This is a genomic window from Streptomyces sp. NPDC052701 (genome assembly GCF_040678355.1).
Classification (GTDB): Bacteria; Actinomycetota; Actinomycetes; order Streptomycetales; family Streptomycetaceae; genus Streptomyces.
The window spans coordinates 49,263-71,200 of record NZ_JBFATO010000028.1 but is presented as its reverse complement, the minus strand read 5'-3'; the positions used below and the strand labels follow the sequence as shown (position 1 = coordinate 71,200).

16 protein-coding genes are annotated in these 21,938 nt (G+C 74.2%); 12 read left to right on the top strand and 4 right to left on the bottom strand.

Going from position 1 to position 21,938, the window contains the following annotated elements; genetic code table 11:
* Positions 1-144: 144 nt before the first annotated feature.
* The 3 genes from AB0L29_RS26190 to AB0L29_RS26180 all read left to right on the top strand — a co-directional run bounded on the left by AB0L29_RS26190 (position 145) and on the right by AB0L29_RS26180 (position 3,684).
* Positions 145-1,581 carry a gluconokinase, GntK/IdnK-type gene (locus tag AB0L29_RS26190; protein WP_365830211.1) on the top strand — a complete coding sequence of 479 codons (1,437 nt, stop codon included), beginning with the start codon at positions 145-147 and terminating at the stop codon, positions 1,579-1,581.
* Positions 1,582-2,020: 439 nt separating this feature from the next.
* Complete coding sequence (locus AB0L29_RS26185; RefSeq protein WP_365830210.1) at positions 2,021-2,986, top strand: YihY/virulence factor BrkB family protein; 966 nt, start codon at positions 2,021-2,023, stop codon at positions 2,984-2,986.
* Between the two features lie 383 nt (positions 2,987-3,369).
* Positions 3,370-3,684 (top strand): alpha-amylase, encoded by a 315-nt coding sequence (locus AB0L29_RS26180; RefSeq protein ID WP_365830209.1) that lies wholly within the window; start codon positions 3,370-3,372, stop codon positions 3,682-3,684.
* A gap of 73 nt (positions 3,685-3,757) precedes the next feature.
* Here the strand turns inward: AB0L29_RS26180 and AB0L29_RS26175 are convergent, their stop codons facing one another.
* Positions 3,758-4,189 carry a hypothetical protein gene (locus tag AB0L29_RS26175; protein WP_365830208.1) on the bottom strand — a complete coding sequence of 144 codons (432 nt, stop codon included), beginning with the start codon at positions 4,187-4,189 and terminating at the stop codon, positions 3,758-3,760.
* Positions 4,190-4,654: 465 nt separating this feature from the next.
* Complete coding sequence (locus AB0L29_RS26170; protein WP_365830207.1) at positions 4,655-6,253, bottom strand: PAS domain S-box protein; 1,599 nt, start codon at positions 6,251-6,253, stop codon at positions 4,655-4,657.
* Between the two features lie 483 nt (positions 6,254-6,736).
* On the opposite strand from AB0L29_RS26170, the gene AB0L29_RS26165 reads away from it, so the two are divergent.
* The 3 genes from AB0L29_RS26165 (at position 6,737) to AB0L29_RS26155 (ending at position 9,817) form a co-directional block, all read left to right on the top strand.
* Positions 6,737-8,269 (top strand): protein kinase, encoded by a 1,533-nt coding sequence (locus tag AB0L29_RS26165; RefSeq protein WP_365830206.1) that lies wholly within the window; start codon positions 6,737-6,739, stop codon positions 8,267-8,269.
* Positions 8,270-8,378: 109 nt separating this feature from the next.
* A complete protein-coding gene (locus AB0L29_RS26160; RefSeq protein ID WP_365830205.1) occupies positions 8,379-8,942 on the top strand; it encodes a DUF488 domain-containing protein in 564 nt (187 codons plus the stop codon).
* A gap of 65 nt (positions 8,943-9,007) precedes the next feature.
* A complete protein-coding gene (locus tag AB0L29_RS26155) occupies positions 9,008-9,817 on the top strand; it encodes a nucleotidyltransferase domain-containing protein (protein WP_365830204.1) in 810 nt (269 codons plus the stop codon).
* A 415-nt stretch (positions 9,818-10,232) separates the two neighbouring features.
* On the opposite strand, the gene AB0L29_RS26150 is transcribed toward AB0L29_RS26155, so the two are convergent.
* Positions 10,233-11,255: a LacI family DNA-binding transcriptional regulator gene (locus AB0L29_RS26150; RefSeq protein WP_365830202.1), complete on the bottom strand. Its 1,023-nt coding sequence runs from the start codon at positions 11,253-11,255 to the stop codon at positions 10,233-10,235.
* Between the two features lie 137 nt (positions 11,256-11,392).
* On the opposite strand from AB0L29_RS26150, the gene AB0L29_RS26145 reads away from it, so the two are divergent.
* From AB0L29_RS26145 to AB0L29_RS26130, 4 genes are read left to right on the top strand one after another with little or no spacing between them, the layout of a single operon-like run.
* Complete coding sequence (locus tag AB0L29_RS26145) at positions 11,393-12,694, top strand: extracellular solute-binding protein (protein ID WP_365830201.1); 1,302 nt, start codon at positions 11,393-11,395, stop codon at positions 12,692-12,694.
* A gap of 7 nt (positions 12,695-12,701) precedes the next feature.
* Positions 12,702-13,658, top strand: coding sequence for a sugar ABC transporter permease (locus tag AB0L29_RS26140; protein WP_365830200.1), 957 nt, complete (start codon positions 12,702-12,704; stop codon positions 13,656-13,658).
* On the top strand, positions 13,655-14,473 hold the full coding sequence (locus tag AB0L29_RS26135; protein ID WP_365830199.1) for a carbohydrate ABC transporter permease: 819 nt from the start codon (positions 13,655-13,657) through the stop codon (positions 14,471-14,473). The genes AB0L29_RS26140 and AB0L29_RS26135 overlap by 4 nt, the downstream gene beginning before the upstream one ends.
* Positions 14,470-16,839 carry a glycoside hydrolase family 3 N-terminal domain-containing protein gene (locus AB0L29_RS26130; protein ID WP_365830198.1) on the top strand — a complete coding sequence of 790 codons (2,370 nt, stop codon included), beginning with the start codon at positions 14,470-14,472 and terminating at the stop codon, positions 16,837-16,839. Before AB0L29_RS26135 ends, AB0L29_RS26130 begins: the two co-directional genes overlap by 4 nt.
* A gap of 49 nt (positions 16,840-16,888) precedes the next feature.
* Here AB0L29_RS26130 and AB0L29_RS26125 read toward each other — a convergent pair whose 3' ends face one another.
* On the bottom strand, positions 16,889-18,166 hold the full coding sequence (locus AB0L29_RS26125; protein WP_365830197.1) for a cellulose-binding protein: 1,278 nt from the start codon (positions 18,164-18,166) through the stop codon (positions 16,889-16,891).
* A gap of 320 nt (positions 18,167-18,486) precedes the next feature.
* Here AB0L29_RS26125 and AB0L29_RS26120 point away from each other — a divergent pair, with 320 nt between their 5' ends.
* Both AB0L29_RS26120 and AB0L29_RS26115 read left to right on the top strand, forming a co-directional pair.
* Positions 18,487-19,575, top strand: coding sequence for an endo-1,4-beta-xylanase (locus AB0L29_RS26120; RefSeq protein WP_365830196.1), 1,089 nt, complete (start codon positions 18,487-18,489; stop codon positions 19,573-19,575).
* A gap of 161 nt (positions 19,576-19,736) precedes the next feature.
* Positions 19,737-21,836 (top strand): SpoIIE family protein phosphatase, encoded by a 2,100-nt coding sequence (locus tag AB0L29_RS26115; RefSeq protein WP_365830195.1) that lies wholly within the window; start codon positions 19,737-19,739, stop codon positions 21,834-21,836.
* The last annotated feature ends 102 nt before the right edge of the window (positions 21,837-21,938 follow it).

The window sequence follows — 21,938 nt, the reverse complement described above, 5'->3', positions numbered from 1 at the left end:
ATGCTTCATTGTCGGTCGGCTGGTGGAGTGAGGGCGCCGAAACGCTGGGGCGCGCCCCGCTTCGCGCCCCGGACCACCCGATGCGCTCCCTTCCTTCGGTCCGGACGGGAGACCAGCCGGCCGTCGTGATTTAGCATCCCGGCCATGACTGGTCTCGAAGGAGAGCCGCCGACAGGGTCCGAGGACGTGCCCCGGGGTTCCACCGTGACGGTGGTGGAACGGCTGGGCCGTCAGATCGTGGGCGGCGACAAGCCCCGCGACCAGCTCGTGACGGTGGACGCCGTGATGCAGCAGTTCGCGGTCACCCGCCCCATGGCCCGCGAGGCGTTGCAGCTGCTGCACCACAAAGGGCTGGTCGACCTGCAGCCGCGGGTCGGGGCCACGGTGCAGGCACTGCACCAGTGGGACCTGCTGGACCCCGACGTGATCGGGTGGCGCCTGGACGTGGCGCCCGACAGCCAGATGCGCTCACTGACCGAACTGCGGGAGGTGATCGAGCCCCGGGCGGCCCGGCTCGCCGCACTCAGCCGGTCCGCGGAAATCTGTCACGACCTGACCAGCCACGCCCGTACCCTGCTCGCCCTCAGCGAGGACCCGCACTTCGCACTGCCCCGGGAAGGGGCGGCGATCCGCCAGCGCTTCCGGGACGTCGACGCGGCGTTCCACCGCACCCTCCTGGCCGGGTCGCGCAACGAGCTCTTCCTCCGTCTGGCCCACCCGGTCGTGATGGCGCTGAACCACCGGATCGACCGGGACTGGGCGGGCGGTCACCGGGAGACGGCGGTCATGCCGGTGCGGGCCGCCGTCGTCGCCGACACCGTCCAGAGCTACCCCGCACGGCCGCAGCCGATCGCCATGTGGCTGCACATGGGGCTGGCCCACGCCGTCGACCAGGGGCTGCCGGCGGCCGCGGAGGCCTTCGCGGAGGCCATCCTCGCCGAGATCCGGAGCGGGCGGCTGCAGGATCCCGCCGTCGTCGGACGCCTCAGGGCGGGACTGGACCGGTTCAACGCCAACGCCCTGCCCGCCGCTTACCGGGCCGGCTTCCAGGAGGCCATGACCGCCGTGGTCCACACCCGCCGCGTCCCCGTCGTCGTCATGGGGGTCAGCGGCAGCGGCAAGAGCACCGTGGGCCGGCACCTGGCGGACGCGCTCCGCGTGCCCTTCGAGGAGGGCGACGGCTTCCACCCCCGGCGCAACCTCGACGCCCTCGAACAGGGCCGGCGTCTCGACGACCGCAGCCGCAGTCCGTGGCTGGCCGCCCTCGCCGGCCGCATACGGGCGGCCGGTCCGGACGAGGGGCCGGTGATCACCTGCTCGGCCCTGCGGCGCATCTACCGCGAGGTGCTGCGCGCCGCCCACCCCGACACGTTCTTCGTGCACCTGGCGCTGAGCCAGGAGGAGGCCGCCGCCCGCGTGGCGCGGCGCAAGGCGCACTTCATGCCCGCCTCCCTGGTGCCCTCGCAGTTCGAGGACCTCGAGCCGCTGGAGGAGGACGAGGCGGGGATGACCGTGGACGCGACGCTGCCGGTCGAACGGATCGTCGCCGAGATCCAGACCGGGCTGGCCCGACGCCCCTGAAGGCACGGCGGGACCCGGCGGACCGGCCGGCTCCGCCCGGTCCGCCGGCCCCGGCCGGGTCACCCCTCCGGACACGCCCCGGTGATCACCCGGGCCGCGGCCGTGCGGCCCGGCCGCGGGTTCACCCAGGGGCAGCCGGGCGGCACCGACGCGTCGGCGGGCGGCGCCCCGCGCACGCCGCGCGGCCGTCCCGTCGCACCGGCGGGGAAGCGCCGCAGGCCCGCGCACGCCGCGACCGTGCCGGCGGGGTGGTGCGCCGGCGGACGGAGCCGGCGCGCGCACGTGCGGGTGAGCACGGCGCCCGGTTCCGCGGGGCCGCGCACCCGGGGGCAGGTGGGTGAGCACCTCCTCGGCGCCCGCGGCGGAAGAAGGGCAGGGGTCCTGGTTATCGGGGCAGAGGACAAGGGAGAGCCGCCACGAGCCGAGGAGCGTCCGCGTCATGGGTACCGCCGTACACGTCCCGCAGACCCGGGACATGATCGGGGAGGAACTCTCCGGAGACGAGGCGTTCACCGCTCTGCGGCACTACGGGGGCCTGCGGCTGCTGACCGACTCCTTCGCGCGGTTCCGCTACGCGGACGGTTTCACCCACGCCCGGGCGCTGGCCTTCCAGGTGGTCGTGGGGCTCGTGCCGTGCACCGTGGCGCTGGTGGGCCTGGCCACGTCGGTGCACACGGAGGGCGTGGGCCGCATCATCGAGCTGACACTGGGCCGGATCGTGCCGGGCGCCAGCGCCGATGTCGTCGAGGACGCCTTCGACGGGACCCGGCGCATCGCCCACCAGGACGTCCTGAGCACGCTCGCCCTGTGGCTGGGCCTGGCGTTCGCCCTGCTGAACCTGGCCTCGGCCATGGGGCAGATCGAGCGGGGCGCGAACCGGATCTACGGCATCGAGCGCGACCGCCCGTTCCCGCGCAAGTACGCCAGGGCCCTGGTCCTGGCGCTCGCGGCCGGCCTCCCCCTGGTCCTGGGGTTCCTCGTCCTCGTCGCGGGCGAAGCCGTCGCCGACGCGGTGGCCCGGACCGCCGGATGGCAGGGTGGCGGCCCGGGCTGGTGGTACGTCCTGGACGTGCCGGTGGGACTCGTGCTCGCCTGGGTCGCCTCGGCGGTGATCTTCCGCTGGTCGCCGCGGCGCGACCAGCCCGGCTACACCTGGCTGGCCTTCGGTTCCGCCGTCCACCTGCTGCTGTGGGTGGCGGCCACCTGGCTGCTCACGCTCTACGTCGACAAGAGCGGCTCGTTCGGTGACCTGTACGGCCCCCTCACCGCTTTCATCGCCCTGCTCCTGTGGGCCAACCTGACCGCGATCGCCCTCTTCCTCGGCATCGCGTTCGCCGCCCAGCTCGAAGCGGCTCGTGCCGGCATCCACCGGCCCGTACGGCCGGATCCCGGACCGGGTGCCTGACCTTCGCCGTCCGCCGCCGGACCCCGCACGGCGACCCGCCTTCGCCCGCAGATGAGAACCGGACCGATGCCCCGCCGAGGTCCTTGCAGGGCCCGGCGGACCCCTTCTCGCCGCCGGGGCCGCCATCTGCGCGTCCACGCGTGTGTTCCGCAGCCGAAGGCGAAACGGTTGAACCGTCACCTCGGCCGTGCCACGGCTCGCGGCGCATCCGGCCAGGTGACGAGAGTGCGGGTATGAAACCGGTCGCCTGACCGGAAACGCGATCACCGCGTTGCGTTCGACGTCTCGCACTGAAAGCTTTCGACCGCTGAACGCCACATGCGCCGAGGGCGGCGTTCGCGTTCAGGAAATCGACGTTTCCCGGTAACGGAAGGTGATCAGTCATGCGGATGCGGGTTCTTCGGCACCTGGCCCACGCGGGCACCGGAGCGGCGCTCCTGCTGTCCTCCGTGGCGGCCGGCCCGGCCTCCGCCGCCCCGTCGGCCGCCGAACCGGCGCCCTCCTGCGTCGCCCTGTACGAGAGCTGGCGGTACACGCAGGCCGGGAACGACTGCGCCGTGACGATGACCGTGAAGGCCGTCTACCAGGACGGCGCCGAGGGCCCGTGCCACGCCGTGCGGCCCGGTGACGTCACCACCATCGGCGAGGGGTACCTCGGCCCGCACGGACACGCGCACCACATCGCCCTCTGCGGGTAGGACCGCTCGTGCCCGCCGCCCGTTCGTGCCGCCGGCCGCCGGGCGGGCCCGCGCCGTGTGCCGGCCGCCTGCCTCAGGCGGCGGCCAGCGCCGCCGTGCCCAGACCGAACAGGGCCGCGGTCTTGAGCACTTCCAGCGCGATGTAGAGGTGGTGCGCGCCCGAACGGGGGACGTCCTCGCCGGCCAGGACCCGGTCGCTGCGGCGGTTCAGGACGGGCCGCACCACGGCGAGCTGAACGGCCAGGAGCACGGCCGCCGCGGCGGTGGGAACGGCGACCGCGGCGGTGGGGGAGCCGGACGCGACCGCCGTCACGACCACCGCGGCGAGGACCGCCTCGGCGAGGTTGAGCGCCCGGAAGACCAGCCGGCCGATGCCGAGCCCGAGCGGGACGGTGATGCCGGGCGCGCGGAACTTCAGGGGCGCTTCCAGGAAGGAGATCGCCAGCACCATGCCGAGCCAGGTGAAGGCGGCCGCGCCCGCCACGGCCGCCGACGTCGCGTTCATACGGTGAGCTCCTGGGTCCGGGGTTCCTCCGGTGTCGCGGTCGTCCAGTGTGCCCGACGGCGGGGACCCTCGCGCCCGCCGGGCCCGGGCCGCGCGCCGGGCCCGCCTCTCACGGCTTCGGCGTGCACCAGGTCGTCCTCCCCCCCCGTCCGTCGGCCGGACGCCCCGGCTCTCCGCGAGCGTGCGCACCGGCACCGGCCCCGGCCGGACTCCTCGTCCTGTGTGACCGGGCGCGGCTGGGGAGGGGTGCGGGCTGCGGTCGCCGTCCTCCACGGCGGGGCCGGCCGCCGAGCGGCACAGGCGCGGGGCGACGGAACCCCCCGGCGCGCTGGACGGCGTCGGTGAGGAGCCCGGGCAGGAGCAGCGGGCGTCGTCGGCGCTGTGCGCACCCCCATGAGGCCAGGGGCCCGCGGGGGAAGGCGCGCCCCCGCCGGGCGGAGGCGGGGACGGCGGGCGGTTCGGTGGTCAGGGCGGGCAGGGGCGTGCCGGGAGCCGGGCCAGCAGGAGCGTGACGTCGTCGTCGTGGCCCTCGGCGTCGGGCAGGAGCCGGCTCAGCACGTGGTCGGCGGCGGCCTCCAGCCCCGCGCGCTGGGTGGGGAACCCGTCCAGGACGGCGCAGAGGTCGGCGATGCGGCCCTCGATGTCGCTGCCGGGCGTCTCGATCAGCCCGTCGGTGTACAGCACGAGCGTGGCGCCGGGCGGGATGCCCGCGCGGGACTGCTCGTAGAGGACACCGCCGACGCCGAGCGGTGCGTTCACCGGGGTGGCGAGCCTGCGCGTGCCGTCCCCGGCACCGGTGACCAGCGGCGGCAGGTGGCCGGCGGAGCAGACGGTCACGGCACCGTCGTCGGGGGCGACGACCAGGTAGCAGCAGGTGACCAGCTGGTCGGGCACGTCCAGGTCGGCGACGGCCGCGTCCAGGGCCTGCATCAACCGCCGGGGCTGCATACCGGTCCTGGCGAGCGCGTGCGCGGCCGAACGCAGCTGGCCCATCACGGCGGCGGCCTCCAGACCGCGCCCCATCACGTCACCGATGAGGATCCCGACCCGGCCGGCGCCCAGCGGTATCAGGTCGAACCAGTCGCCTCCCACACCCGCTCCCTGGGTCGCGGGCCGGTAGCGGCTGGCCGTGGGCAGGCAGGGCAGGGCGGGCGGGGTGCCCATGAGGCTGCGCTGCAGGGTCAGCGCGATGTGCCGCTGCTGCTCGTACAGGGCGGTCAGCTCGGCCTCCGCCCGTTTGCGGTCGCCGATGTCGCGCACGATGGCGCACGCGCCGGCCACCGCGCCCCGCCGGTCCCGGGTCGGCCACAGGGTCACGTCGACGTCCAGCAGGGCCCCGTCCCCGGTGACCCGCAGCGTCTCGAAGTGCTCGACCTTCTCCCCGTTCCGCAGCCGTTCCATCAGCAGGCCGATCTCGTCCTGGGACTCGGCGGGGGCCAGCAGGGACAGGTTCCGGCCGATGGCCTCCTCGGCCGGGTGGCCGTACATGCGCTGGGCGGCGGCGTTCCAGTAGGTGATGCGCCCGTCGAGGGTCGTGGCGAGGATGGCGTCCTGGGAGGACTCCACCAGCGCGGCCAGCTCGTTGATGCGCGCCTCCGCGGCTCTGCGGTCGCTGACGTCCCGGACGGCGGCCGACACCAGCAGCCCGTCGGCGGTCTCCAGCGGACCGAGGCTGATCTCGACGGGGAACTCGGTGCCGTCCCTGCGCCGTCCGCGCAGTTCGAGCCCGGCGCCCATCGGGCGCACCTGGCGGTTGGCGGCATAGCCGCCGCGGTGCCGGGTGTGGTGGGCGCGGAAGCGGTGCGGGACGAGCAGCTCGACCGGGTGGCCGAGGAGTTCCTCGCGGCGGTAGCCGAACAGGGCCTCGGTCCGGGCGTTGACCAGTTTGATCGTCCCGGCGTCGTCGACGATGACCATGGCGTCCGGCGCCGCCTCCAGCAGCCCCCGGAACCGCTCCTCGGCGGCCGACGGCCCGTCCCCCCACGGTGCTGCGCCGCACCGGCAGGCGTCGAGGACCGTGATGGATCCCGTCGGCCGCGTCGGCCGGTCAGCAGACGTACTCATGACCACCTCATCACGCCCGCTTCGCCGGGCCGGCTGCATCGGTATCCGGCCATCCCAACGGACGCCCGCCCTTCACACCGCACCATGTCCCTTACTGTCCTGCCGTGCCCGGAACCGATCGCGGGCTGACGGCGGGTGATCGGGCCCGGATGTCCTCTGCCCGGTCCGCCCGGTCCGCCCGGTCCGCCCGGTCCGCCCGGTCCGCCCGGTCGGGCCTTCGGCACCGGCGGGCCGGACCGCCTCGCGCCCGCCCGGACCGGCACACGGGCCCGCGCGGGGGCGGGCGCGGCAGGGTGGCCGGGGCCTCGCGGGGCCTCGGGCCGGGGATGACCGGGGCCGTGTCGTGGGGCGGCGGCGCGGCGGCGGGACGTGTTCACGAGGCGGTGTCGCCGAGCGGGACGGATGGGCGCGGACACGCCGGGTACACGCCTTGGAGCCTTGCCGATGTCCGGGACCCACGAGCAGCAACCACGGAGACCACACATGAGGGCTCGCCCGTCAGCATCCCCGTCGATCCGCTCCTCAGCCCGGGTGCTCGGCGGCCGGTACCGGTTGGGGGAGAGGATCGGCACGGGAGGAGTCGCCGACGTCCACGAGGGAGTGGATCTCCGGCTCAAGCGGCCGGTGGCCGTCAAGGTCTTCCGGCCCGGCGGCGATCCGGCCCTGAGCGAGCGGTTCGCCGGCGAGGCCGTCGCCCTGGCGCGCCTCGAGCACCACCCGGGACTCGTCACCCTGTACGACGCGGGGCGGCACGAGGGCTGCGCCTACCTCGTCATGCAACTGGTGAAGGGGCCCACCCTCGCCCGGCGTATCGAGGCGGGGACGATGGAACCCCGCCACGTGGCCGGGCTCGGTGCCGATCTGGCGCACGCCCTCGCCCATGTGCACGCCGCCGGCATCGTGCACCGTGACGTCAAGCCGTCCAACGTCCTGCTGGACGCCTCGGGCGCCCCGTACCTCGCCGACTTCGGCATCTCGCGGATGACGGACGCCACACGGCACACCGCCTCCGGCGAGCTCATCGGCACCGCCGCCTACCTGGCACCGGAGCAGGTGCTGGGCAGGGCGGTGGGCCCGCCCGCCGACGTCTACGCGCTCGGCCTGGTCCTGCTGGAGTGCCTCACCGGGCGGATGGAGTACCCGGGCACGCCCTTGGAGTCGGCCGTGGCCCGCCTGCACCGCAGGCCCGCGATCCCCGGCTCGGTGCCCCCGGGCCTGGCCCGGCTCCTGGACACCATGACAGCCCTGGACGAGCACGCCCGGCCCACGGCCGAGGAGTGCGCCCAGACCTTGTCCGCGCTGTGCGCGAGCCTTGCCACGGAGCCGGAGCCGGAGCCGGAGCCGGAGCCGACGTCGGCGGCCGGCGCCGGCCTGGCCGCCGCCGACGGCGCCACAGGCGCCGGGCACACCCCGGCCGAAGTGGAGGGGAGGCGGCCGGAGCGGCCCGCTCCCGCGGTGACCGGAGGCAGCACCCGGCGGCAGCAGGCGCACGGGCCGGGCCGTCCCCGCCGCCTGATGCTGGCGACCGGTACGGCGGTGCTCGCGGTGCTCCTCGGCACCAGCCTCGCGGTGGCCCCGGACGGCGAGGGCACCGGCGAGGACCGGGCCGCGCCCGGAGCGCCCGAGTCCGCCCCCGCCCAGTCGCCGTCCGCCGGCCCGTCCGCCGAGAGCCCTCGGCGGGCCGCCCACCGGCCGGACGTCTCCCCTCCCGACGCCTCTCCCACCGACGCTTCCCCGTCCGATGCCTCCCCGTCGGCTCCCGCCGCCCGGACGTCACCGGCTTCGGACGACGGGGCCGGGAGTGCGCCGAACCGGTCGTCGGCCGTCCCCGGCCCGCGGACCGCGGCGGCGCAGGCCGACGGGCCGGGTGGCGGCCCCCGCCGGGGCACCGCGCCGGCCGATGACAAGGAGCCGCCCGGGGAAGCGCCGGAGAAGGCGCCGGAGAAAGCGCCGGAGAAAGCGTCGGAGAAGGCGTCGAAGAGCCAGGGCCGTGACGTCGGGAAACAGCGGCCATGACCTCGGCGGCCATGCGCGCCGGCCCCGGGCCGGGAACCTCCGTCCCAGGTCCTGACGGCTCCGGGACGGAAGGACCCGCCCGGCCGCGGACGCCCGTACGGGGAACGCCGTGGAACCGCTGCTGATCACCTTCGGGCACGGCACCGCCGGCCGCGAACGGATCGTCCGGCTGCTCCGGGACGCCGGCGTCACCGCCGTCGTCGACGTGCGCATCGCCCCGGGCAGCCGTCGCGATCCGGACCTGGCCAGGGACCGGCTCGGCACCTGGCTGCCGGCACAGGGCATCGCCTACCGGTGGGAGCGCGACCTGGGCGGATTTCGCACGCCGCCTCCGGACAGCCCTGACGTCGTCTGGCGCAACGCGTCCTTCCGCGGTTACGCCGCACACACCAGAACGCCCGGCTTCGTCGCCGCCGCGGAACGGCTGCTGGCCGAGGCGGCCGTGGTCCGCACGGCGGTGATGTGCAGCGAAACGGTCTGGTGGCGCTGCCACCGTCGTCTGATCGCCGACTTCGCCGTCCTCGCGCGAGGGGTGCCGGTCCGCCACCTGATGCACGACGGGCGGTCGCACCCCCACGCGCCGACGCCCGGCGTCCGGCTGCGCGAGGACGGCCTCCTCCTCTACGACGACCTGGCCGCGGCCGAGGGGCCGGCCGCGCCGCCCCGGTCCTGAGGGGCACCGGCCGACACGGGCGTCGCCGCGGACCCGGTGGCGGACGGCGGACGAATACTGACCGTATGACCCGGATTCCCGCAGACCCCCGCTCCCTGCCCGCCGAGCTCCGCCCCTACCTGGAGGAACTCGTCCGCCGCACCCTCGCCGTGTGCGGACCCCGCGTGGTGAGCGTCGTGGCGGTGGGCTCGGTCGCGCTCGGCGACTACCGGCACGGGCGCAGCGACACCGACGTGACGGTGGTGGTCGACCCGTCCCTGCCCGCGGAGGCGCTGGACGACCTGGCAGCCGCTTTGGCGCACCCGTCCCTGCCCTGCCCCGCGGCGGGCCTGGAGCTGGTGGTCTACCCCGCGGACTTCGCGGCCCGGCCGTCCGGCGAGGCCGGGTACCTGATGGACCTCAACACCGGCCCGCTCCTGCCCGGCCGGGTCAGCTTCGACCCGGCGGGCTCCCCGGCGTTCTGGTACGTCATCGACCGGTCGGTCGCCCACCGGTCCGGGCGCCTGCTGTACGGCAGGCCGGCCCGGGAGGCGGTGGCCGAACCGGCGCGGTCCAGCCTGCTCGGCGCCCTGCGCGCCTCGGTCCGCGAACACACCGACGGCGACGGGCACCTCGCGGACAACCGGGTGCTGAACGGCTGCCGCTCCGTGGTGTTCTGCCGTACCGGCCGTTGGTCGGCCAAGCGCCGGGCCGCACAGGAGGTCGCGGCGTCCGAGGACCGCTTCCGGCCGCTCCTGGAGGCCGCGCTGCGCAGCTTCGACCGCCCCCGCCGCTTCGCCGCCGTCCTGCCCGCGGACGACGTCCGGGCCTTCCTGTCCTGGGTGGCCGAACGGATCGAGGAGACGGCCGAGGCGGACCGGGCGGGGCGGGGATGACCGCACGGCCACCCTGGCCCCGAGCCCGCGGACGGGGCGCCGGCCGCCCCGCTCGCCGTCGTTCCGCCCGCCGCCGCCCCGCTCGCCGTCGTTCCGCCCGCCGCCGCCCCGCCCGCCGCCGTTCCGCCCGTCACGGGCCCGCCGCCGACGGGACCACCGTCCGGCGCCGGGGCGCTCCCGGCCCCCGCCCGCCCCTCCGCCGCGGCCCGGGCCCCACCGCCTCTTCGCCCGGCGCGTCCGGCACGTCGCCCTCCGTCCGGCGCGACTTTCGCCGGCGTGCTCTCCGCCCGGCCAGGGGCGCCCGGACGCGCACCGCGGCGGACACGCCCGGCAGCGGCGTCGCGCACCGCTCCCGGGGGCGCCGTGGTCCGGGTGCTTGTGGCCGGGCACCGCGCCCGGGTCCTCGACGCCCGGTTCAGACGCCCGCGGGCGGGGCGGTGCTGTGCCGGACCACCAGGTGGGTCGCGAGTTCCATGCGCAGGGCGCCCGTGCCGGGGCGGCCGGGGCCCAGCAGCATCCGGGTCGCCTCCTCGGCCATCCGCCGCAGCGGCTGGTGGACGGTGGTCAGGGCCGGGCTCGACCACTGGGCGAGCGGGACGTCGTCGTACCCGACGACCGACAGGTCCTCCGGCACGCTCAGTCCGCACAGGCGTGCCGCCTCCAGCACGCCCAGGGCCTGCAGGTCGCTGCCGGCGAACACGGCGGTCGGCCGGTCGGGGCGGCGCAGCAGGTCCATGGCGTGCTCGAAACCGCCCTGCACGTGGAAGTCGCCGAACCGGACCAGGCCGGGGTCGGCCTCCAGGCCCGCCATGGCCAGGGCGGAGCGGTAGCCGTCGAGGCGGGCGAGGGAGCACATCATGTCCGGCGGCCCGGTGATGATCGCGATGCGCTCGTGCCGCAGACCGGTGAGGTGGCGGGTGGCGGCCAGGCCGCCGGACCAGTTGGCGGAGCCGACCGAGGAGACGTCCGGGTCCGGATCGCCGGCCGGATCGACGATGACGAAGGGGATGGCGCGCAGCCGCAGGTGCCTCTTGACCTTCTCGGGCAGGGTCGAGAAGACCAGCACCACGCCCATCGGCCTGCGCCGCAGGACCCCCTCGATCCAGTCGGGGCCGGGCGCGTGCCGTGTGCCGCACTCGGTGAGCGCCACCGTCACCTTGTGCTCCTTGGCGACGTTCTCCACGCCGCGGATGAGCTCCATCGCCCAGACGCTCTCCAGCTCGTGGAAGACCAGCTCGACGAGGGGGGCGTGCGGTGCGCCCTTCGAGCGGCGGCGGTAACCGTGCAGGGCGAGCAGTTGTTCGATCCTGGCACGGGTCGCGTCGGAGATGTCCGAATGTCCGTTGAGGACTTTCGAAACAGTCGACGGTGACACCCCGGCCTCTTTGGCCACCACGGCCAGCGTGACCTTGCCGTCCACCTCGTCTTTTGAGGGCATGTCCGAAGGATAGGGCACAACTCGGGTAACGGTTTCGGCGCATGCATGCGCAACCGTTGACCGGAGGCAGCGAATGCTCCTACTGTCCCAGCCAGGTTATTTCGGCAATGCTGCCGAAAGTTTCGAGAGGCGGGACGATGAAGACACGAGCGCGTTGGCCCAGACTGCTCGCCTGTGGCGCCACGCTCGCCGTGGCGGTGAGCCTGACGGCCTGTGGCGGGGGCGGCGGTGGCTCGGCGGACGACGGGAAGATCCGCATCCTGGTCTACGGCGACGCCAGCAACAAGGTCGAGAGGCGGATCGTCGACACCTTCAACAAGACCTCGGACGTCAAGGCGGTGCTCGACACCATCCCCGGCGCCGACTACCAGCAGAAGCTCCAGACCATCGTCAACACGCCACAGGCCCCGGACGTCTTCTTCAACTGGGGCGGCGGCAGCATCCAGCCCTTCGTCAAGGCGGACCTGCTGATGCCGCTGGACGACTTCATCGAGGACGACCCCGGCCTGAGGAAGAACTTCCTGCCGACGGTCTTCGACAGCGCGGTCGTCGACGGCAAGGCCTACGGCATCCCCATGCGCGGCACCCAGCCGATCCTGCTCTTCCACAACAAGCAGGTGCTGGACAAGGCCGGCGTCGAGCCGCCGAAAACCTGGGACGAACTGCTCGACGCCGTCAAGAAGTTGAAGTCCGAGGGCGTCACCCCCATCGCGCTCGGCGGCGGCGACCGGTGGCCGACGCTGATGTGGTTCGAGTACCTCTACGACCGGGTCGCCGGGCCCGGGCTGTTCCGGAAGGCCCTGGAGGGGGACGAGGACGCCTGGGCGAGCCCCGACAGCAAGGAGGCGCTCGCCAAGCTGAAGGAGCTGATCGACGCCGGCGCCTTCGGCAGCAACTTCGACTCCGTGAAGTACACCAACGGCGCCTCGCCCGCACTGCTGGCCAGGGGCAAGGCGGGCTTCGAGCTGATGGGCTCCTGGTACTACGCCCAGCAGCAGGAGGACGCCAAGGACTTCGCGGTCAAGGGCCTCGGATACACCACGTTCCCGGCCGTCCCGGGCGGCAAGGGCGACCCCGCCAACATCGTCGGCAACACCAACAACTTCTACTCGGTGCTGAAGAAGACCAAGCACCCCGAGGCCGTCGCCGAGTTCCTGAAGCTCATGTACTCCGACGAGTTCGTCAAGGCGCAGATGGACATCGGCAACCTGCCGACCACGACCAGCACCGAGAAGTTCCTCGACACCGCGGCCAGCCCCGCGTACTCGCGCTTCCAGTTCGACCTGGTGAAGAAGGCCCCGTCCTTCCAGCTGTCCTGGGACCAGGCCTACCCGCCGTCCGCCATCACGCCCATCCACCAGGCCGTGCAGCAGTTCTTCAACGGCCAGACCGACGCCGACGGCTTCATCAAGGCCATGCAGGCCCTCCCGGCCGAGTGACCCCCTCATGACCACACAGATGACGCGTGTGCCCCCCGTCGCCGCGGCCGGCAAGACGGCCCGGCGGCGCCCGGGGGGCTCCTCCGCGGCGGACGTGGGGCGCCCCGGCTTCGTCTGGGCGCTCCCCGCCACCCTGTTCTTCGCCCTCTTCGCGATCGTCCCGCTGGTCATGGTGGCCGTGCTGTCCTTCATGAGCTGGAACGGCCTCGGCTCGCCCGAGTTCGTCGGCCTGGACAACTGGTCCCGGGTGCTCGACGACCCGGTGATGATCAAGAGCGTCTGGCTGACCCTGCTGCTCACCGCGATCGGTGTGGCCGTCCAGACGCCGCTGAGCATCCTGCTCGGTGTCTGGGCCGCCGGGCAGCAGCGCAACCGCGCGGTGCTGTCGGTGATCTACTTCATCCCGCTGCTGCTGTCCGCCACCGCGGTGTCGGTGCTGTGGCGGGCGCTGCTCGACCCCAACTTCGGCATCCCCGCCGAGGCCGCCTGGCTGTTCGGCGACGGCAACCTGTTCGGTGAGCAGGGCACCGCCATCGGGGTGCTGGCGTTCGTGAGCACCTGGCAGTTCACGCCGTTCCACACGCTGATCTACCAGGGGGCCGCCCGCGCGATCCCCCAGGTGCTGTACCAGGCGGCGGAGATCGACGGAGCGGGGCGCTACCGCCAGTTCTTCCACATCACGCTGCCGCAGCTGCGCACCTCGGTCATCACCTCGATGATCCTGATGATCGTCGGCGGGCTCACCACGTTCGAGACCGTCCTCATCCTCACGCAGGGCGGCCCGGGCACCGACACCACGATCAGCGCCTACTACATGTACGAGAAGGCGTTCAAGGGCTTCGACTTCGGCGCCGGCGCCGCCATGGCCCTGGTCCTCGTGCTGGCCGCCACGGTCGTCTCGCTGATCGTCGTGCGCGTGTCCGGCTACGACAAGATGCGCAGCTCCATGGAGGGGGTGTCATGAGGCGACGCCCCAACCACCTGGCCGGCGCCGGCTCGCTGATCTGGCTGTTCCTGGTCGGCCTGCCGCTGTACGTGATGCTCGGGGCGACGGTGCGGACCCGGTCGGACTACGCCGAGAACGGCCCGCTGGCCTTCCCGGACAGCTTCACCCTCGACAACTACACCGGCGCCTTCGACTCCGGCTTCGGCCGGTACTTCCTCAACACGCTGGTCGTGACGGTGTGCGTGATCGGCCTGGTGGTGCTGCTGGTGCCGCCGCTGGCCTACGCGATCGTGCGCAACCGCAGCAGGGTCACCTCGCAGGTCTTCCGGCTGTTCCTGCTGGGCCTCGCCATCCCGGCGCAGGCCGTGATCGTCCCGATGTTCTACCTGATCAGCGAAGCCGGACTGTACGACAACCTGCTCGGCGTCATCCTGCCGACGGCCGCCTTCTGCCTGCCCATGTCGGCGCTGATCCTCAGCGGCGCCATGCGGGACATCTCCCCGGAGCTGTTCGAGGCCATGGCCATGGACGGCGCCACACCGCGGCGGATGTTCTTCCAGCTCGTGCTCCCGCTGTCGCGGGGCGGCCTGGCCACGATCGTGGTGTTCTCCGCGCTCCAGGCCTGGAACGGCTTCCTGTTCCCGCTCGTCCTGACCCAGTCCGACGCCACCAAGGTCGTCACCCTGGGCCTGTACAACTTCCAAACCGAACACGGCATCGACATCCCCGGCCTGCTGGGCGCCGTGGTGCTGTCCATGACGCCCGTCCTGCTCGTCTACCTGTTCGCCCGCCGAGCCCTGGTCCGGGGACTCATGGGCGTCGGAGGAAAGTGACCGCCAACGTGGCAGTTGAGACCACCCCCGAAACACCCGTCTGGAACGATCCCGCCCACGACGTCGACACACGCGTGACGGCCCTGATCGACGCGATGACCCTTCAGGAGAAACTCGCCCAGCTCTACGGCGTCTGGGTGGGGGCCTCCGACGAGGGCGGCGAAGTCGCCCCCCACCAGCACGACATGGAGGAGGCCGTCGACCTGGAGGCGCTGCTGCCCGCCGGGCTGGGCCAGTTGACCCGTCCCTTCGGCACCGCGCCCGTCGACCCCGCGCTCGGCGCGCTCTCCCTGCTGCGCACGCAGCGGCGCATCACCGCCGCGAACCGCTTCGGCATCCCCGCCGTCGCGCACGAGGAGTGCCTGGCCGGCTTCGCGACCTGGGGCGCCACGGCCTATCCGGTCCCGCTGTCCTGGGGCGCCACCTTCGACCCGGACCTGATCCGCCGCATGGCCGCCGCCATCGGCCGGGACCTGCGGTCCGTCGGCGTGCACCAGGGCCTCGCGCCCGTCCTCGACGTCGTGCGCGACGCGCGCTGGGGCCGGGTCGAGGAGACCATCGGCGAGGACCCCTACCTCGTCGGCACCATCGGCACGGCCTACGTCCAGGGCCTGGAGTCCGCGGGCGTCGTCGCCACCCTCAAGCACTTCGCCGGCTACTCGGCCTCCCGCGCCGGGCGCAACCTCGCCCCCGTGGGCATGGGGCCGCGCGAGCGCGCCGACATCCTGCTGCCGCCCTTCGAGATGGCCGTGCGCGAGGGCGGCGCCCGGTCCGTGATGCACGCCTACACCGACACCGACGGCGTCCCCTCGGCCGCCGACGAGGACCTGCTGACCGGGCTGCTGCGCGACACCTGGGGCTTCGACGGCACGGTGGTGGCCGACTACTTCGGCATCGCCTTCCTGCGCACCCTGCACGGCGTCGCGGGCGACTGGGCGGACGCCGCGGGCGCCGCGCTGCGCGCCGGCGTCGACGTGGAACTGCCCACCGTGAAGACCTTCGGCGCGCCCCTGGCCGAGGCCGTCGCCCAGGGCCGGGTGCCCGAGTCCGTCATCGACCGCGCCCTGCGCCGGGTGCTGACCCAGAAGGCCCGCCTCGGTCTGCTGGACGCCGGCTGGGACCCGGTGCCGGCCGCGCTCGCGGGCGCCGACCTCGACGACCCGGACGCCCTGCGCGGCTCGGTCGACCTGGACACCCCCGCCAACCGGGAGCTCGCCCGCACGATCGCCGAGGAGGCGGTGGTGCTGCTCTCCAACGACGGCACGCTGCCGCTGGACCGGCCGCGCCGCATCGCGCTGGTCGGCCCGAACGCCGCCGAGGCCACCGCCGTGCTCGGCTGCTACTCCTTCCCGCTGCACGTCGGCGTCCACCACCCGCAGGTCCCGGCCGGCATCGACCTGCCCACCCTGCACGAGGCGGTGACCCGCGAGTTCCCCGACGCCGAGGTCACGGTGGCGCGGGGCACCGGCATCGACGACGGCGACGTCCGCGGCATCGCCGAGGCCGTCGACGCGGCGCGCGAGGCCGACGTGGTGATCGCCGTCCTCGGCGACCGCGCCGGGCTCTTCGGCCGCGGCACCAGCGGCGAGGGCTGCGACGTGGAGTCCCTCGCCCTGCCCGGAGCCCAGCAGCAGCTCCTGGACGCGCTGCTCGACGCGGGCACACCGGTGGTCACGGTGCTCCTCGCCGGCCGGCCCTACGCGCTCGGCCGCGCCGTCGGCGAGGCCGCGGCGATCGTGCAGTCCTTCTTCCCGGGCGCCGAGGGCACCACCGCCCTCGCCGGGGTGCTCAGCGGCCGCACCGACCCCTGCGGACGGCTGCCCGTCAGCGTGCCCAGGGGACCGGGGTCCCAGCCCTCGACGTACCTCGGGGCCCGTCTGGCGCAGGCCAGCGAGGTGTCCAGCATCGACCCGGCCCCCGCGTTCGGCTTCGGGCACGGCCTGTCGTACACCGCCTTCGCCTGGAGCGACCTCACCGTCGAGCGGGCGGAGACCGGCACGGACGGCGAGTTCCGCCTCGCCTTCACCGTCCGCAACACGGGGGAGCGGCACGGTACCGAGGTCGTGCAGCTGTACCTGCACGACCCGGTCGCCACGGTCGTCCAGCCGGTGCAGCGCCTGATCGGCTACACCCGCGTGCCGCTGGCCCCCGGCCAGGCCCGGCGGCTGGAGGCGACCGTGCCGGCCGACGTCGCCTCCTTCACCGGCCGCGACGGACGGCGCGTGGTCGAGCCCGGGGAACTGGAGCTGCGCCTGGCCGCCTCCAGCACCGACGTCCGTCTGACGGCGACGGTCACCCTGACCGGGCCCGAGCGCCGGGTGGACCACACCCGGCGGTTCCACGCCGTCCTGCGCCAGGTGCCGTGACGCACCGCGAGGCCCGGCACGCACGACGCCGGGCCTCGCGGCCCGCGGGTCAGCGCCGGTCGGCGAGGACAGGGGTCTGCCAGTTCCGCCACTGCGCCAGATCGCCGTGCTTGCGGCTGGAGATCCTGAAGACACCCGTGTCGCCGCCGGTCCCCAGCAGGAACTTCCGGATGTTCTGCTGCAACGGCGTGCGCCACTCGGCGCGGGCCGCGCAGTGGGTGCCGTCCTGGACGTCGGACCAGTAGGAGATGTTGCCCCCCGCGCCGAGCGCCTTGTAGACCTCGGCCCCGCCCAGGGCCGCGACGCTGCCGGAGCGGGCGGCCAGCCAGTCGACGTGCGGGTTCTCCATGAGGAACAGGCCGCGTGGCGCGATCATCGCGATGGTCTCGTGGGTGTCCACCGGCAGCGCGGCCGGGTTGCCGGTGAAGGAGCCGAAGGCGTCGCCCAGCCACGGCTGTTCGCCGTAGGCGCTGCTCAGCGGCTGGGCACCGCTCTCCTGGGCGACGCCCCGGAAGACGGGGGCGCCGCCGGTGCCCGACTCGATCGGCATGGTCAGTGCGATGCGCTGGTCGAAGGCGCCGCTGACGAGGGCGCCCTTGCCGAACCGGGAGCAGCCCGTCACGCCGGTGGCGTCGGCCCTGAGGACGCTGCCGTCGGACTGCTCGATCACGTCGATGAGCCGGCTCACCCCCCAGGCCCAGGCGAGCAGCAGCCCCGTGCTGCTGGAGGAGCCGTAGACGGTGTAGAAGGCGCCCTGCTTGTTGGTGCGGGGCGTGCCCTCCCGTCCGATCGCGTAGGGGTCGAGCCGGACGACGGCGGCGCCCGCGGCCTTGATGGCGGCGGTGTCCGCGCCCAGTCCGCCCAGGACGACGACGGCCGGGAAGGGCCCGGAGCCGCCGGGGAGTTCGACCGAGGCCGAGAAGCTCGCGCTGCGGCCGTTGTCCGTCACGTTCACGGTGATGCCGGTCCGGGAGACCGTTCCCGTCACGCGCTGCGGCTTGGCGGGTTTGTCCCCGTAGACGTGGCGCTCCGCGAGTTCCCTGATCTCCGCCCGCCGGCAGCGCCAGTCGGACTTGGCGGTGATGCGCGTGCCGTCGGCCTTCCTGAAGGGGTCGGGCAGTTTGGCGTCGGCGGCCGGCAGGCCGGGGGCGGGGACCGGGCAGCCGGCCCCGTCGTCCTCGGCTGCGGGCTGGAGCCGCGCGGCGGGCCCGGGGGCGGGGGCGGCGGCGCCCGCCGGTGCGCACAGGGCCGTGGCGGTCAGACCCGCCACGGCCAGCAGGGACACGGCCGTCCCCGGACGGAGCCGGTCTCGGTGAACGTGCGCCATGACGAAACCTCCTACTTCACGGGCAGGTGGTGGTGTCGTGCCTCACGGGCGGACGGGGCCGGAGCGGACACGAACGCTCCGAAAGTTTCGATCCAATTTCCGAATTGGTGCGCAGAACTTACGGCCGACAAGGCGGCGGGTCAACCAGTTGCGCGAGGGCTCCTGCTCGTCCGCCGTGAGATTTCGGCCTGTTCCCCGGAGGTTGACGCGGCGTCAAGGGGTGATTACCGTGACGCAACGCGATTTCGGAGATTTCGAAAATTTCGATCCGCCTATCGCTTCCGCCGCCCCGCTTCCTCCCCTCCGCTCAAGGAGTGCTCGTGAAGACGTTGCGCCTCGCCCTGGCCGCCGCCCTGACGTCCTGCCTGGCACTGCTCCCCCTCGCCGCCGCGGGCCCCGCGGCCGGTGCCGAGGGCCGGGCCGCCGACGGCGACCGTCCGCTGCGCCGGCTCGCGGCCGACGACCGCCTGCGGATCGGCACCGCCGTCGACACCACCGCCCTCGCCGACGACGCCGCCTACCGACGCCTGACGGGCTCGGAGTTCTCCACCGTGACGGCGGAGAACGTGATGAAGTGGGAGGCGCTCGAACCACGGCGGGGCGAGTACGACTACGCCGCCGCCGACCGGCTGACGAGGTACGCCGAACGCCACGGGCAGAAGGTGCGCGGCCACGTCCTGGTCTGGCACAGCCAGTTGCCTTCGTGGCTCACCACCGGTGACTTCGACGCGCAGGAGCTGCGCGCCATCCTCCGCCGCCACATCACCGACACCGTGCGGCACTTCAAGGGCCGCATCTGGCAGTGGGACGTCGTCAACGAGGCGTTCAACGAGGACGGAACGCTGCGCGACAGCATCTGGCTGCGCAAGCTGGGCCCGGGCTACATAGCCGACGCCTTCCGCTGGGCCCGCCGGGCCGACCCCCACGCCCTGCTCTTCTACAACGACTACAACACCGAGTGGACCGGCCCCAAGAGCGACGCCGTCCTCGACCTGATGAGCCGGCTGCGCGCCGAGGGCGTCCCCGTCGACGGGGTCGGCTTCCAGGGGCACCTGGGCATCCAGTACGGCCTGCCCACCGACATGGCGGCCAACTTCGCCCGCTTCGAGAAGCTGGGGCTCCGCACCGCCGTGACGGAGGCGGACGTACGCATGGTCCTGCCCGCCGACGAGGCGAAGCTGCGCACCCAGGCCGAGGGCTACCGCCTCCTCCTCGACGCCTGCCTGCGCACCCGGCACTGCCTCTCGTTCACCGTGTGGGGCTTCACCGACAGGTACTCCTGGGTGCCGGACACCTTCGAGGGCCAGGGAGCCGCCAACATCCTCGACGAGGACTACCGGCCCAAGCCGGCTTACCGCGCCCTGCAGGCCGCACTGGCGGGCCGGGCCCGGCCCGCCGCGGCCGAGTAGGAAGCGGCCGAGTCCGACGGCGGCGGGCATCGCGGCGCCCCACGCGGGGAGGACCGGGTGTCCGCCGCGTTCGCCTCCCGGGCGGAGTTGCGGCACCGGCGGCGGGGTCTTCTCCTGAGAAGAAGTGGAGCGCACCGTGCCGACGGCGTCAGGGGAGGCCTATGACCGGCCGCGACGAGGGACTGCGGACCGGGCCGGCGGGCTGGGGGCAGCCCGCGGAGCTGGTGCTGGACGCCGCCTGGTCGGTCCTGGCGTGCACCCGGCCCGCGCTCGAGCTGCTGGGCGGCCCGGCCGCCGGACTGCTCGGGCTGAACCTCGCGTCGCTCTTCGACGACCCGTCCGTGTGGGCGGGACCCGCCGAGGCGGCCGAGCGCGGACGGCCCGGCGGCCGGCGCGCGGTGCTGCGCCGGCCGGGCGGCGGACGGGTCCACGTGGACATGAGCGTGTCGGCGTTCGCCGAGGGCGGCGAGGCGCGTTTCCTCGTCCGGCTGCTTCCCGCACCGGGAACCGAGTTCGAGGACGCCTTCGGGATGCGGGTGACGATGTCCGGCGGCGGACTGGTGGTCACCGACCCGCGTGTGCAGCAGCGGCTGGACCTGCTGCACGCGGCAGCCGTGCGCATCGGCGGCTCACTGGACGTGGTGCGCAACGCCAAGGAGGCCGTCGACCTCCTGGTCCCGGTCTTCGCCGACCTGGCGGCGGTCGACCTGACCGAGGGCACGCTGTCCGGACGGGAGATCGGCGAGTACACCCCGGGCACGCCGATGCGGCGCGTCGCCGTCGCCACCGCGACGGGCCCGTGGCCGCAGGAGGTCCACGGGCTGGGGGAGACGGTGGTGCTCGGGGACGTCGAGGCCGAGCACCTGCGCCGGGGCTCCGCCGGGGTACTGCCGGACCTCGGCCACCTGCGCGCGGAACTGGCCGGCGATCCCGGGCGGCGCCGGCTGATGCTGCCCCCGGGGGCCACGTCGCTGCTGGTCTTCCCGCTGCAGGCCCGCGGCGCCGTGCTGGGCGCCGTCGCGCTGTGGCGGTGCGCCGAGCGCGTCCCGTTCGACCGGGCCGACGCCTCCCTGACCGAGCTGATCGGCTCCCGGCTGGCCCTGGGCCTGGACAACGCGCGCCGCTTCACCGGCGAGCGGTGCACCGCCGAAGCCCTCCAGCGCAGCCTGCTGCCGCCCGCGGCGGTGCACCTGACCGCGGCGGAGACCTCCGGCACGTACGCACCGGCGAGCACCGCGGCCGGGATCGGCGGCGGCTGGTACGACGTGATCCGGCTGTCCGGAACCCGCGCGGCCCTGGTGGTGGGCAAGGTCCGCGGGCAGGGGGTCAACGCCGCCGGCGCGACGGGCCGGCTGCGCTCGGCCGTGCAGACCCTGGCCGACCTCGACCCGCCCCCCGAGGAGCTGCTGGGCCATCTGGACGACCTGGTCACCCGCATCACCGAGGACGAACCGCCCCGCCCCGCGTCGGTCGCCGGCTCCCTGAAGGGGGCCACCTGCCTGTACGCCGTCTACGACCCCGTCACCCGCCGGTGCCTGGTCGCCAGCGCCGGGCATCCGCCCCCCGTGCTGGTCAGGAGGGAGCACGGCACGCCGGAGGAGATCACGCTCCGGCCGGGACCGCCGCTGGGCACCGGTGCCGAGCCCTTCGAACCGGTGGAACTGCACCTCCAGCCGGGTGACGTGCTCGCCCTGCACAGCGGACCGCTCACCCGGCGCGGCCGGGACACCGAGCGCGACCTGCGGCACGTCCACGCCGCCGCCCGGGCCGCCGCGCGCGCCCGGCGGCCCCTGACCGAGGTCGCGGACCGCGTCCTGTCCTGCCTGCGCGCGGAGCCACGCGAGGAGGACATCGCCGCGCTGCTGGCGCGCGTCGGCCAGGTGCCGCCCGAGCACACGGCCTTCTGGCAGCTGCCCGCCGAACCCGAGGTGGTCGCCCGTGCCCGTGCCCTGACCGCCGCCCAGCTGGCCCACTGGGGTCTGGAGGAACTCGGCTTCACCACCGAACTCCTCGTCAGCGAACTGGTCACCAACGCCGTCCGGTACGCCGGGGGCCCCATCGGCCTGCGCCTGATCCTGGACCACCGCCTCGTCTGCGAGGTCTCCGACCCCAGCCAGTCGCAACCCTACCTGCGTCGTGCCCGCCTCTCCGACGAGGGCGGCCGGGGGCTGTTCCTGGTCGCGCAGCTGGCCCGCCGGTGGGGGAGCCGGTACACGCCCGGCGGCAAGACGATCTGGACGGAGCAGCTCCTGCAGACCTGAGGGCGGCCCGCTCCGAGGCGCACGCCCCGCCCCCGCCCGCGCCCGGCCCTTGCGCGGACGCACGTCTGAAATGCGTACAGTGGAACGGTCCGGCCCGGTCCG